The organism is Fulvivirga sediminis (assembly GCF_016757215.1).
In the GTDB taxonomy this organism is placed as follows: domain Bacteria; phylum Bacteroidota; class Bacteroidia; order Cytophagales; family Cyclobacteriaceae; genus Fulvivirga; species Fulvivirga sediminis.
In genome coordinates, this window is record NZ_JAESIY010000002.1 from 368,231 (window position 1) to 381,084 (window position 12,854).

Sequence of the window (12,854 nt, forward strand, 5' to 3'; positions counted from 1 at the left end):
AATGTATTTATTTCTTTTCATTAGCAGCCATTTGTATTGGCATCTCTGATAACTTTTCTCCTCCTTTTATACCGAAATCCAATGTTCTTATTGGGAATGGTATCGTAATATCATTTTCATCAAAAGCCTCTTTAATTGCCTTCACGGCCGAATTTCTCATTGCCAGAAAACCAGGCTGGTCCGGATATTCGATCCAAAAACGGATATAGAAGTTGATTGAGCTACTGCCAAATTCATAATAATCAAATATGATATCATCCGGTCTTATTAAGCCATCTAAACCTTTAATAACTTTAAGCACTAAATCCTGGACTTTGTTCAAATCATCTCCGTAAGAAACTCCCACTCCCAAATCTATCCTTCTTTGGCCTGAGGCTGTATAATTAACTATAGGACTTTGTAATACATCTTTATTCGGAATGTAAACTTCCTGACCTTGAAATGTCTTTATTACTGTTACTCTCAGATTAGTCTGAATTACAGTACCCATAAAATCTTTCACTGAAATAACATCCCCTATTTTTGAAGGTCTACGAAAAGCTAATATTATTCCTGATACAAAGTTTGCGGCTATGTCTTGAAAAGCAAAACCTAAAGCCAAACCTACTACTCCTACACCCGCCAGCAGCGACGTTACCGCCTTATCTAATTTTAAAATGCCTAGTATGATAAACATTCCTATGCCTAATACGCAGTAATAAATAAGGGTAGAAAAAAGATTTTCAAGGAGTTTATTATCAGATGCTCTTTCAAATATTCTTACTAATACTTTTTGTGCTAGTTTAGCCAAAATCATAAATACCACGAATAACAGTACTGAAACTGCCATATTAGGTAACATGGTAAGTAATGTTTCTAGCCAGCTATCTAGCTTATCTAATACTTTGTCTAATGCAGACTCAAAGTCAAATTTCATAAATTCGTTTTACTTGGGCTGATAAAAAAATAACCTGAGTTCGCAAAAGAACTACAGGTTACTTTCCATGGAAAAGCTATTTATAATGCAGCAATTTCCTTTTTCAATTCTTCTTTTGATTTACCAGTTTTCTTCTGAACTCTACCGAGCATCTCGTCATACTTTCCTTCGGAAAAAGTTAAGTCATCATCTGTAAGCTCTCCATATTTTTGTTTAAGCTTACCTTTTACTTCATTCCAGTTTCCTTTTAATTCTAAATCAGTCATAATTTTATTGGTTTAGTTCTTAAATCTATTTTCAAAGTGTGCCTAGCTAATTTTTAGTTTAGCTTGACATTTTCTTTAGCCTTATCCAATTGTTTTTTACCTTCAGCAACATACTCATCTAACAAGCTGCTATACTTGGTTTTAGCAGCATCAAAAGACTCTGCAATAGATTTGCTTAAAGATTCTCTAAGCTTATCAGACTCCTTACCTATTTTCTTTCTGGTTCTATCTCCACTTTCTGGGGCCAATAATAATCCTGTTAAAGCACCTGCTATGGCACCTGCTGCAAAACCTGCTATGATTTTAATGTTGGTATTGTTCATGATTGGTAATATTTAAGTTTTCGTAATAATTGCTGTCTCTTTTAAGACTTATCTACTTTCTATAGTGAAAAAGACATACCAAACAATAGCATTTTACACAAACATCTGTATATCAAATATTTACACACAAAACCTATCATGAGTAACAAGAACTAAACGAAAGTTATGTATAACTTTTTCCACAGTATGTAGAACAAAAATTGGAGATAAATAAACTTCTTCATTAAAGATCAGCTTTGCCAGCTATGCAAAGCCTCTCTACATAGTGGCATGGCTTTAGTACTTACATATATGAAAAAGAATATTGGAACATAAACGCAACAGATAATGGCAATTCATAATTTAAAACCGATGTCAGAAGTAATGGAAGACCTTAAAAATGAAGGTTATGCCACAGACTTTAATTTTAGAAATAATGAACTTCACAATGATGACAATGGTAAGGTGTTCAAACCTGCAGAAGTTACAGTGAAAGAAGAATACAGATTTGAAGGTGAAACCAACCCGGGAGACTCTAATATTTTATATGTAATAGAAACTACCTCAGGAGATAAAGGAATATTAATCAATGCCTATGGCGCTGACGCCGATGTGGACCTGGAAGAATTTTTAAAAGGAGCTCAACATGAAGATCATGAGTATAAATCATGATTAATTAAAAAAACGATCCTACAAAAATCATTACCTATATAAATACAAAAGGCTGCTTCACTTGAAGCAGCCTTTTGTATTTATATTAAACTATTTTATTAGAAAAGAAATCCTAAATTAACATTCCACATATTATCATAATCACCTACGGTATATACAGCTGTAAATACCCAGCGGCCTAAAGGTGCTATCCAAACTCCACCCCCTACACCAGTATGCCAAGTATCATTTTCGGGCTCATCTGACCACACACGGCCCTGATCAAAATGACCTGAGATACCAAACTCAAAAGGCATATAATAAAACGGCACTTTTAATAGCCTCATGCGAATTTCATTATTCTGATAAATACTGCTACGGCCTGCAAACCTATCTCGGCCATAGCCTCGTACAGTACCCAGCCTACTTAAACCAGCATTACCTCCAATAGAGCTAGCCTGGTAGAAGTTATAATCTCCAGAAATACTAGATCCCCCTATCCTCACCGCAAAGGTAGTTTCAAAAGGAATATCCAATGTATAATATGCTCTTAGTTCACTGCTTATTTTGCTCATCCGGCTATTGTCATTATTCAATTCGGCTAACCATCTGCTCTCCGTAATCCACCTCACTCCTTTTTCAGGTTTAGCCAAAATCTTAGTAGTGTTAATATCTGCTTTAAAGTAAAATCCACCAAAATGGCTTGCATCTAACGCATCTGGACCTAAGCTGGCGGCATTATCAGTAAAGAAATTATCCTTATCATCATCTACTTTTGCATACTGATAAGCGGGACCAAATTTCACTGATGAATTTTTTCCCAGATCATGAGTTAAACCTGGCGCTACCCATATTTCCTCATACCTCACTCTGTAATATTCATCATCATCATTTAACTCCTTTGAGCTGTTACCATACCCATAAAAGTTAGTGAAAAAGTTAGGAGCTCTGGCGAAAACGTCTATATTCATCCCTATATCTCCAAATAGCTTTTTAAAATCTCCTTCATATTGAAAATTCCAAGCTGAGGTTCCAGGAGCATAATTAGCCATAATTTTGTGCATACTGGCATAAGGATCTTTTCTGAAACCTTGTGTTTTTATTACTACACCACCTCCAAGAAAAAGGCCATCGTCATTATTTAAACCAAAATAAAGTGCTGGTCCTAAGTAATCATATTTAAATTCTTTAAAATCATAGCTATTATCATCTCTGTCATTTGAAAGCATAAGTTTTGTCTCACCCTTGCTTTCAATTTCATTTTCTTCAGCTATGTCATCATAATAAACATTCTTCCTTCTAAGGCCTGAAACCTTAGACGAGTCTAGTAAAACATCTTCTCCTTTACCTCCTATAATGCGTACCAGCGGCCCGTCATTACTTTTACCTGACAAGTAGAAATAATCATCGTCGCCCATACCATAAATTCTTATTTCTTTAGTTTCGTCATTATGAAATACTCTATGGTAATACCTTCTCTTCTTCTTGCCATCACCGTTAGATTCATACACGTTTACCTCTGTATCATTATTTTCATGACGAATAATTTCAAAAGCCTCTTCTTGATCAGTACCCAAAATATCCACTTGCTTGGCAAGTACTTTATAGTATCTTCTGGCAAACTCATCTAAGTTGTCCCTTCTCTTCTTTAGAATATTGATCGTTCTCTCACCAGTAATTTGAAATACCGTATCAGGAAATTGCCTTACAGCTTTTTCTATGATTTCGTCACTAAGTCTCTTTTGCATGTCATGAGCTACATCTACCCACTCTTCTTCAGACATACCTGTCAGAAACCTTCTATCTAGGTACCTCGCATTAAAATTTAAACCAGCTATGTCTCTTACTTCTGGCTGAAAATCCTGGAACTTTCTAAGGGCCCATTTTCGGCTAGCCCACCAAGGCAAAAAGCCATCAAAATTAAAGAACATATTATCTCTATCCTCTGGGATAGGTCTGTAAAACTTGTCTCCATCATCATCTTTAAGCTCGGCCCATCTAAACTGTCCATCATGTCTATCCCAGTCTCCAATCCACATATCAAACAATCTATTCCTGAGTAAATTGGCCTCGTCAATATAATCATCATTATCTTCTAGCAGTTTCTCTCGTACTTTATCTGTACCCACTGCATTTTTAGTATAGCCAAAGCTTGCCTTATTTTCCCAATTTTCATCAGCATCTTCTTCCAGCATAGCTAATACACCACCAAAATCCTCTTGAAATTTTCCTAGCTTGGGGGTATCAGGTATGTAGTATAACTGCGGATTAGTATGATAAATACCTGCAGCATCTCCTAATGGCGGCAAAATGAAAGCAGCATAAGGATTGGAAGCTGAAATTTGATCTTGCACTACATCGTCAGCAAACGAATACCTTAAACCAAAAGGCAATGCTGGTGTCGGATCTTTTTGTAGTGATCGTAATGAATACAGCTGACCATCTCCTCCTTTAACCTTCAAGGAGTAGGTTTGCATACCACCACCTTTATGATCAATTTCCAAACCTCCTTTCACACTATCCAGATTGAGAACAGGTACTTTTACAGGAGCTAACCATACATCTCTGTAATGATCTCCAAGCACGAACCTCTTAAACTTTCCTGCTTTGTATAACTCTCCTGCTACCACCGTCACGGAATCCTTTCCGTTTGTCTCTATCACTTCCTGTTTCACAGAATCATTGTGAGTTACCTCAGAAACTTTACAAGAAGTGAGTAAAGCAATAAATATAACGGCCAAATAAGCTTTGGCCTTTCCTTTATATAAGTAATGTCTTTGCATTTATTTTAAAAATTATCAGCCGTTGGTATAAAAGAATATTACGATGAAGGCTACTACAGTAAGACTTAGTCCTGCTACAAAAATATTATAAGAGATGCTGAGCAACCTATATTTTTCTTTTAAAACTATACCTAAATGATATATATCTACTGACATACTGTCATAAAGTCTTTTCTGATCTTTTTTAAGATTATTTAAGTACTGCACAAATTCCTCTTTAGGCACCCCAAGGAAATTACCAAAATACAATAAGCTAATTTTGTCAGTTTTCACCTTTTCGAGATCAACATCCTTCTCAGTAACTTTAGGCCTTGCTGATAATACAGCAAACACCACTGAGACCAGTGCACCTACTAAAAGAATAAGTATAGGAATGGTGAATCTTAAGCTCTCTACAGCAAAGCCTTTGCTTAGTGAGAGGCTCGCACCTGAAAGGGTTACTATAACGGAAATCATGATGGTGTTAATACTAATCATCATATTAGCTTTACCATCAGCAATAGCACTAAGGTTAATGTGGTTTCTGTAGTTAGCACGGTATAGGGTATCTATTCCACGACCGAAATCTTTACCCGTATTGGTTCGTACTGTTACTTTACGAGCCTTAAGTATATTTTTACGCTGCTTCTTTATATTTTTTACTCTGCGCCTTTCGTAGCTTGAGCGAGCTGCAGCGGTTATAAAAGAGTTGCTTACCAGAAAATTATACTGATGCTCCTCCCATTCAAGTTCCGTGTAAGTTTTATCAAGGTAGTTTTCAAGCTCTACTCTAAGTAGCTCTCCCTTTCTAAAAAAACGCTTTCTACCCATATGAGACATATCGGCATCGTGCAGTAACTCTTCTAGCAGATTTTCTGATTGATGGCCCAGCACCGTACTCAGAATCAATGAGTTTACCTTTTCGAGCTTTTCCTTTGGATACCCCTCTTTAGAAAGAAACTCTTTAGCAAATTCTACGCTTTCAGCTTCATGACCATTATATTTTTTAATATAACCCGCATCATGAAACCAGGCGGCTAGCTCTAATATTTCCTGATCCTCATCGCTGAGACCAGTATCAAACCCCAAAGACACAGAGGCTTCTACTACTTCTGTAGTGTGTGATAAACTATGATAAAGCAATTGATCAGACAACTCTTCCTTGAAAAGTTGTTTGATGTATTGCTCTACCTTAATTAAAATTTCTGATTTTTCCTGAATAGGTGTTTCTTCTTCTGTCATAAAATATTTGTACCCATTTTAAAAGCTAAACTGCTTCCTTCCATGAAACGCATCTAAACTCAGGATGTTTAATCATATAGTTTTGAACGAATTCACAGCCGGGGATAATTTCTAAATGTTCCTTTTGGGCAAAAATGAGGGCATTATATACCAAATTACTGGCTATTCCTCTAGCTCTCACTTCTTCCGGAACGAAAATATATTCCAAATCCAGCACCTGTGGTGCGACTTGTTTAAACTGAAGATAACATTCTTTACCATCTACAATGGTGGTAAACCTTTTACCAGCCATGTCTAATCTTACGGTATAGCTCATAACAATTTAAGTTAGATTGATTAGTTAATGTGAGTAAAAAGCATGCCAAATTCTTTAATTCACTAATTCCTTATTACTTATAGGTATCAGGCACCTGATAGTGTGTCATATTTTCCTCACTAAAAACCTTATAATACCTCAATAGCCATAGTGCAGGCATTGGAATATTATTTGATACTCTTCATTTAATTCTCACCAATTAAATTAAAAATTATTATGTCAAAGAAGAACTCTTCAACATCTATTGTACCCACTGATAAGCAATCAGTACTGAGCTCCATAGTGCTACCTGGTATAGCTATCGCGAGCAGCTTTGCCTTGAAAAAACTATTTGACATCAGCTACCAGAAAATAAGAAAACAGGACCCACCTAAAACATTACATCATAACGATTATAACACTACTCACATTATACTATGGACTGTAGCTACCAGTGCCTTGGCAGGCATCGTAAAGCTGATGGCGAACGATATGATGCAAAAGAAAATTAAATCATAAATATAAAAATAGGGTGTCCAAATCATCGGACACCCTTATCATCAACAGCCAATCATTACTCAAACGGTTTCCTTTGCAAACTCATTAAGTTGTTCGATAGAACCTGCTATTAATTTTCTCTGCATCTCTAGCTTCTCTTTAATATATTTCGGTACGTCTGCATTTAGGGCTTCATTATATACTTTCACAGCTTCCTTTTCCCCAAACTTAGCCTCCTCAATAATTTCTTTATCTTCTTTATTAGTAAAAGAAGATTTTACATCTAGCCAATTTCTATGGAAATAGCCTTTCACAGTACCTGAATCATCAATATCGATTCCTTGATCTCGGACATCTGCTTTCAACTCTTCAATGAACAATTTTCTTTGCTGAGCCAGTCTATTAAATATAGTTTTAAACTCCTCATTATGGATTTCTGAAGCAGCCTTTTCATACCCCTTCATTCCATCATGACAAATATCAACCACATCCTGTATTGCTTTTTTTTCAGTATTCATAATTTATAACTTTTTAGTTTTTATGAATGTGAGTTGCATAAACTATTCCAAAGGCTATAAACACAGCCTTACATCATTTTAGTAATAAATAATGTTGAATAAGTGAATCAATATGTGTATCTGATTACCAGTTATTTCTCACATAAAATAAATAATTCCCTGCCTTGACGAGGCTGAATTGAATTGTAGCAGGTTTCAAAATGATTAAGCTTAAAATGTGGGCTAAAATAGGTCAAATATTCCTCTTTACTTCCTCCAAAAGGCGGGCCTTCATGCTTAAAGTTGGTATCAAATAATACTCCCATTAGTCTTCCTCGTTGTCTCAGCAATTCTGCGCACTTTTCTGCATAGGCTTTTCTTAATGAAGGATCTAGAGCACAGAAAAAAGTTTGCTCTACTATAAGATCGTAGTTACCTGAGAGCGTAAAAAAATCCTTATGCAGCAAATGGTCTTGCGGGAACGTAAGAAACCTTGATTGGAACTGCCTCAAAGGCGCTTGAGATATATCAGCAATATATACATTTTCAAACCCCTTTTCATGCAAATATGCAGCTTCATGAGCATTGCCAGCGCCGGGGATCAGTATTTTAATAGTAGTATCCTGCAGCTGATCAAAATACGTTTTTAAAGGAGTAGTAATGGCACTAGCATCCCATGGAGTATCATTATCATTATACCTATTTGTCCAGTAATTTTCATCTAGTAACATAACAGTAGTAGGTTAAAAGCGTTATATCCCACAAATGAGGTGAAAATCATTGAATTATATGAAATAAAGAATAATTTTACGATCAAAATTGCAAAAACTGTACTAACCGTATGACCGAAAATAAAACCAACAAAGAAAACCATTCAGCTGCACCGCAAAAGAAAACCAACAAAAAGACTGCTATAGTTGTAGCTATACTTGCTGTAATTATCATCTTACAAGGTGTAAAAATATATCTGGATCATCAAGAAAGTGTGGCCCGAGAAACAGAGCTTACTGATACTGAAGAAGAATTGGCCTCTACTATGCAAAAGCTTAGTGACATTAAATCTGAACTTGAAGATAAAATAGCTCAAATTCAGGAATTAGGCGGAAATGTAGATGAATTGGAAAAAGCTAAGGCTGATATAGAAAACGAGCTTGCTCGCCAGCAAAGAGCGAATAGAAGCACTATTAGAAATTTGAGTGATAAAGTAGGTGGTTATAAAGAATTACTTAAGCAAAAAGATGAAGAAATAGCCCACCTAAAAAGTCTGAACGATGAGCTTCTTAATGAAAATACCTCATTAAAGACAGAAAAGAATCAGCTTTCTGACTCCATTAATAGAATCAAACAATCAAGCGAAAAACTAGCTGATAAAGTAGCAGTAGCATCACAGCTAAAGGCTGAAAACATTACCATCTATGCCGTAAACAGCCGTGGCAAAGAAAGAGACTCTCCTTTCAAAAGCCGACATATAGATAAGCTAAAGGTGATGTTTAATATAGCTGAAAACAAAGTGGCACCTATTGAAGGCAAAGACATTATAGTAAGAATAATAGACCAGAACAATCAAGTAATATTTGATGTAGCTAAAGGGTCAGGCACTTTTATGATAGATGGAAAAGAGGTGTTTTTCACTGCCAGCCAAGAAATCTTGTTTGACAATACCAAGCAGCAACTTACTTTTGAATACCAGAAAGGTTCTGAATGGGAAGAAGGCATTTACACTATGGAAGTATATACTGATGACTATAAAATGGGTACAAAACAATTTGAAGTGAAGTAAGAGGTTACGTCATAATCAAATATAGATATTAAAGGTTTCACTGCAGTGAAACCTTTTTTTATTAAAAACCTCGTCAACCAAAGCCGACATTTTAACATTAAAAAAATGAAATCAATGAAAAGAATACTTCGCATTCAAGCTTGGGCCCTTCTGCTATTACTTATGGCTTGTGGCTCTGATGACGACAGCCCTAGCTCTAATATTGATGACGGTACTGAACCTCGCCAAGCCATGCGCAATTTTGTTCAAGGGATAAGTGCTTACGCCAAAAACATAGACAGTGACTTTATAGTAATACCTCAAAACGGGCAAGAGCTGGCCACTGACAATGGTGAACCTAACGGAACGCCTCAAAGCTCCTATCTTGCAGCAATAGATGCTGTGGGCCGAGAAGATCTTTTTTATGGATATGATAACGATAATGAAGCTACTCCGGAGAATGAAAAGAATCACTTATTAGGACTATGTAAGGTGTGTGAAAAAGCAGGAGTGGAAGTACTGGTAACTGACTATTGCTCTACCCCCGCTAAAATGGACAACTCTTACCAACTCAATAATCAAAATGGTTTCATATCTTTTGCAGCTCCAGAGCGCGATTTGAATCTCATTCCTGAGTATCCAGCTGATCCTTATGGTGTAAATGTTAATAACATCACCAAAATTTCTCAGGCTAAAAACTTTTTATATATCATTAACAGTGAAAATTTTAATACAAAAAATGATTTCATAAAGGCTGTGGCAGCTACTAATTATGACGCCATTATTATGGATTTATATCACAATGAATCTACCTTCTCTGCCGCTGAAATACAACAGCTAAAAAAGAAGCAAAATGGAGGTCAGCGATTAGTAATCAGCTATATGAGCATAGGTGAGGCTGAAGATTATAGATACTACTGGCAAACAGAGTGGAAAGTAGGATCTCCTGACTGGATAGAAAACGAAAACCCAGACTGGGAGGGTAATTATAAAGTAAAGTACTGGCAGCCCGAGTGGCAATCTGTTATTTATGGCAATGATAATTCATATCTTAAAAAAATCATTGACACCGGTTTTGATGGCGTATACCTAGATATTATAGATGCATTTGAATATTTTGAATAAAATAACTGTTCCATGGGGTTGTAAAGCCTCATGGGACTGTTCTTGCTATACTTTATTCATTCTCTATTTCAAATTCCGCCCATTTCAGCACATTGAATTCATTTCTAAGAAACCTTGAGTAATTCGATTTATTAAATATAAGACTTACATTATTTTCCTCTCGATGAAAAGTAACCAACCAAGGGGAACAAATGCGATCCGTCAATTCAATTGATCTCGCAATAGAGTTTTCTTCGTTTTGTACTTGTTCTTTAATTACTATTCGATATGAGCTTTCAAACTTTTCATATTTTGAAATTTCATATCCTTTTTGCCAACCTAAGGTTTCACAAATCAGTTCTGCAGCTCTTGTCGCTTTTTCAAAAGATTTTTGATTTTCCGTTATTAACGTCAGTCTGAGTTTTTGCATTTCTTAAATTATGACAGTAAATGTGTTATCTACTTTCAACAGCGTAATTACTAAAATCAGCGTCATCCGGATCATAAACTGATACTTCAAAATCATCAGAAAGGTTATATTGATTAAGACTTCCAACCACCTCAGGATCCTTTAATATTTCCGCACACAAATTAAAAAACAGTTGCCCATCATTGGTTTCTTTGTAATAATTAAGCATCCATAGGCCTAAATTATAGATAGTCTTTTCTGTGTTCTCCTGAAATCCATTAAAATTATAGAATTTCCAAGCTGCTATATCATACTTGAACTCATCTCCATATTCCTCAACTTCCTTTTTGGTTAAAAAAGACAGCTCAAAATAACCCGACCACGGAAATACCCCGAAATCAAACCCTGCAATTATTTCATTTTCAACCATAGATTTGCCGAGATCCAATTCTTCCTTAAGACTGATTTGCAGCTGTTCTTTAAATTCCGCTAATGTCATCATAGGGTCAATATTGCCAATAAAATTTCAGTATCGCAATGTGAAATTCTCAATAAATTGTAATTACACCAACCCCTTGATCCTTCATGATTACTACACCCCTTCCACAATATCATCTTAAATAGATAACATCACCTCTCGTCCACTTTAATTTTACCTTTAATCCAATCTGGCAAGTAAAAAATCATACCTGTTTCTTTCTCAATATCAACTAATTTATTTCTTAATTGGACGGTTCTCAAGCCTACCCGTTCTCGCAATTTATTAGTTTCTTCCAGGGCCGAATGTAATGGTGAATTCAAAAACCCATATCCCGTCTGAGTTCTATCTGAGCTTACGGTTATGTACCAATCATCAATTAGAACAAACTCATATGGTGACATTTGACCTTTTATAATGGTTTCGAGCAGTTTAGGCTTTATGTATATGTAAAGCGTATCTTTATTAGCATACGCTGTTGTTATAGAATTATGATAACTCAAAATGGTTGACACCCAATAGCTGTTTCCTATCAGTCTTTCTCCAGGATAACCTTTGTCTTCTAATATTTCAATTAATTTTTGTACCTGCTCCTCACTATTTTGCTTATTTCACTTTACAGGCTTCAACCTCAAGAGTCTCAGCCACCCGCCTATTCTACTCAACTAGATGAATTTATTGAGCTAATAGAATCGCATATTCATGAGCACAAACAGGTATCTTACTATGCTGACAGGCTACACTTAAGCAATTACCAGCTCAATCACATCACCAAAAAAATGCTTAATAAAACAGCCTCTGAGATTATCAATGAGCATATTATATTGGAGGCGAAAAAGTACTTGATTACTACACCAATGCAGGTGAACGAAATAGCCTATCTGCTAGGTTACCAGGATCCTTCCTACTTCATCAGGTTCTTTAAAAAGCACACCCACCATTCGCCTGAAATGTTTAGAAAGAACTACCCAGAAGTGCTACCATATTAAAAATTAGTCCTATCATAAACATGGTGCGGAATCTTAGCTTTACACAAAAGATGATGATAAAAAAATGGAATGAAAGATATCAGGAAGTAGGTTTTGCCTATGGAGCGGGACCTAATTTATTCTTCGAACGATGGTTAAAAACCGCGATACCAGGTCAAATACTAATGCCTGCAGACGGAGAAGGTAGGAATGGCGTTTACGCTGCCAAACAAGGTTGGCAGGTTACCTCATGTGATCTTAGCCAAGCTGGCAGAACCAAAGCATTACAATTAGCCCAAGACAGAAAGGTAAGCATAAACTAATTGTAGGGGATCTACAAGACCTCTCTTTCGAAAACAATAACTTTGATGCCATAGGACTTATTTATGCTCACTTTCCTGCTTCCATTAAGTCTGCAATGCACAAAAAACTAGACGAAACGCTAAAAACTGGTGGATTAATTATATTTGAAGCCTTCAGCAAAACTCATCTGGAACTAAGAATGAAAAACCCAAAAGTAGGTGGCCCTAAAGACTTAGAATCATTGTTTTCTAAAGAAGAAGTAGCTTCAGATTTCGCCAATTATGAACCACTATATTTTCATGAAGAGTTAGTGCTACTTAATGAAGGTAAATATCATAATGGAGAAAGTTCTGTAATCAGATTTGTGGGTAAAAAGCTTTAAAAAGGATAAAATAGTAACTTGA

General features: G+C 35.9%; 18 protein-coding genes. 7 read left to right on the forward strand and 11 right to left on the reverse strand.

All coding sequences use genetic code 11. The features are described 5' to 3' along the window. Window positions 1–7: 7 nt before the first annotated feature. The 3 genes from JL102_RS04905 to JL102_RS04915 form a co-directional block, all read right to left on the reverse strand. Window positions 8–916: a mechanosensitive ion channel family protein gene (locus tag JL102_RS04905; RefSeq protein WP_202243129.1), complete on the reverse strand. Its 909-nt coding sequence runs from the start codon at window positions 914–916 to the stop codon at window positions 8–10. 80 nt (window positions 917–996) lie between these two features. Then, complete coding sequence (locus JL102_RS04910; RefSeq protein WP_202243130.1) at window positions 997–1,182, reverse strand: CsbD family protein; 186 nt, start codon at window positions 1,180–1,182, stop codon at window positions 997–999. Window positions 1,183–1,235: 53 nt separating this feature from the next. Then, window positions 1,236–1,505, reverse strand: a complete 270-nt coding sequence (locus JL102_RS04915; RefSeq protein ID WP_202243131.1) for a YtxH domain-containing protein — start codon at window positions 1,503–1,505, stop codon at window positions 1,236–1,238. Window positions 1,506–1,832: 327 nt separating this feature from the next. Here JL102_RS04915 and JL102_RS04920 point away from each other — a divergent pair, with 327 nt between their 5' ends. Continuing rightward, the gene (locus JL102_RS04920; protein WP_202243132.1) at window positions 1,833–2,156 is read left to right on the forward strand and encodes a phosphoribosylpyrophosphate synthetase; all 324 of its coding nucleotides are present in this window, start codon (window positions 1,833–1,835) and stop codon (window positions 2,154–2,156) included. Between the two features lie 98 nt (window positions 2,157–2,254). On the opposite strand, the gene JL102_RS04925 is transcribed toward JL102_RS04920, so the two are convergent. From JL102_RS04925 to JL102_RS04935, 3 genes are read right to left on the reverse strand one after another with little or no spacing between them, the layout of a single operon-like run. Further along, the gene (locus JL102_RS04925; RefSeq protein ID WP_202243133.1) at window positions 2,255–4,918 is read right to left on the reverse strand and encodes a BamA/TamA family outer membrane protein; all 2,664 of its coding nucleotides are present in this window, start codon (window positions 4,916–4,918) and stop codon (window positions 2,255–2,257) included. 15 nt (window positions 4,919–4,933) lie between these two features. Continuing rightward, on the reverse strand, window positions 4,934–6,139 hold the full coding sequence (locus tag JL102_RS04930) for a Pycsar system effector family protein (protein ID WP_202243134.1): 1,206 nt from the start codon (window positions 6,137–6,139) through the stop codon (window positions 4,934–4,936). 25 nt (window positions 6,140–6,164) lie between these two features. Further along, complete coding sequence (locus tag JL102_RS04935; RefSeq protein ID WP_202243135.1) at window positions 6,165–6,455, reverse strand: GNAT family N-acetyltransferase; 291 nt, start codon at window positions 6,453–6,455, stop codon at window positions 6,165–6,167. Between the two features lie 216 nt (window positions 6,456–6,671). On the opposite strand from JL102_RS04935, the gene JL102_RS04940 reads away from it, so the two are divergent. Beyond that, window positions 6,672–6,953 carry a DUF4235 domain-containing protein gene (locus tag JL102_RS04940; protein WP_202243136.1) on the forward strand — a complete coding sequence of 94 codons (282 nt, stop codon included), beginning with the start codon at window positions 6,672–6,674 and terminating at the stop codon, window positions 6,951–6,953. 59 nt (window positions 6,954–7,012) lie between these two features. On the opposite strand, the gene JL102_RS04945 is transcribed toward JL102_RS04940, so the two are convergent. Together JL102_RS04945 and JL102_RS04950 are read right to left on the reverse strand one after the other, a co-directional pair. Next, window positions 7,013–7,450: a ferritin-like domain-containing protein gene (locus JL102_RS04945; RefSeq protein WP_202243137.1), complete on the reverse strand. Its 438-nt coding sequence runs from the start codon at window positions 7,448–7,450 to the stop codon at window positions 7,013–7,015. A gap of 131 nt (window positions 7,451–7,581) precedes the next feature. Then, window positions 7,582–8,160 carry a class I SAM-dependent methyltransferase gene (locus tag JL102_RS04950; protein WP_202243138.1) on the reverse strand — a complete coding sequence of 193 codons (579 nt, stop codon included), beginning with the start codon at window positions 8,158–8,160 and terminating at the stop codon, window positions 7,582–7,584. 110 nt (window positions 8,161–8,270) lie between these two features. Between JL102_RS04950 and JL102_RS04955 the strand changes: the two genes are divergently transcribed. Both JL102_RS04955 and JL102_RS04960 read left to right on the forward strand, forming a co-directional pair. Beyond that, a complete protein-coding gene (locus JL102_RS04955) occupies window positions 8,271–9,209 on the forward strand; it encodes a chromosome segregation protein SMC (RefSeq protein WP_202243139.1) in 939 nt (312 codons plus the stop codon). A gap of 114 nt (window positions 9,210–9,323) precedes the next feature. Next, window positions 9,324–10,313, forward strand: a complete 990-nt coding sequence (locus tag JL102_RS04960) for an endo alpha-1,4 polygalactosaminidase (RefSeq protein WP_202243140.1) — start codon at window positions 9,324–9,326, stop codon at window positions 10,311–10,313. 52 nt (window positions 10,314–10,365) lie between these two features. On the opposite strand, the gene JL102_RS04965 is transcribed toward JL102_RS04960, so the two are convergent. From JL102_RS04965 to JL102_RS04975, 3 genes are all read right to left on the reverse strand, one after another. Beyond that, complete coding sequence (locus JL102_RS04965; RefSeq protein ID WP_202243141.1) at window positions 10,366–10,722, reverse strand: hypothetical protein; 357 nt, start codon at window positions 10,720–10,722, stop codon at window positions 10,366–10,368. Between the two features lie 25 nt (window positions 10,723–10,747). Beyond that, complete coding sequence (locus tag JL102_RS04970; protein ID WP_202243142.1) at window positions 10,748–11,203, reverse strand: hypothetical protein; 456 nt, start codon at window positions 11,201–11,203, stop codon at window positions 10,748–10,750. 128 nt (window positions 11,204–11,331) lie between these two features. After that, entirely contained in the window at window positions 11,332–11,682 is a 351-nt protein-coding gene (locus JL102_RS04975) for a hypothetical protein (RefSeq protein ID WP_202243143.1), read from the reverse strand. A gap of 99 nt (window positions 11,683–11,781) precedes the next feature. Between JL102_RS04975 and JL102_RS04980 the strand changes: the two genes are divergently transcribed. The 3 genes from JL102_RS04980 (at window position 11,782) to JL102_RS23960 (ending at window position 12,832) form a co-directional block, all read left to right on the forward strand. Continuing rightward, window positions 11,782–12,168, forward strand: a complete 387-nt coding sequence (locus JL102_RS04980; protein ID WP_202243144.1) for a helix-turn-helix domain-containing protein — start codon at window positions 11,782–11,784, stop codon at window positions 12,166–12,168. A gap of 50 nt (window positions 12,169–12,218) precedes the next feature. Then, window positions 12,219–12,470 carry a methyltransferase domain-containing protein gene (locus JL102_RS23955; RefSeq protein ID WP_317191614.1) on the forward strand — a complete coding sequence of 84 codons (252 nt, stop codon included), beginning with the start codon at window positions 12,219–12,221 and terminating at the stop codon, window positions 12,468–12,470. A gap of 95 nt (window positions 12,471–12,565) precedes the next feature. Beyond that, window positions 12,566–12,832 (forward strand): hypothetical protein, encoded by a 267-nt coding sequence (locus tag JL102_RS23960; RefSeq protein ID WP_317191615.1) that lies wholly within the window; start codon window positions 12,566–12,568, stop codon window positions 12,830–12,832. The last annotated feature ends 22 nt before the right edge of the window (window positions 12,833–12,854 follow it).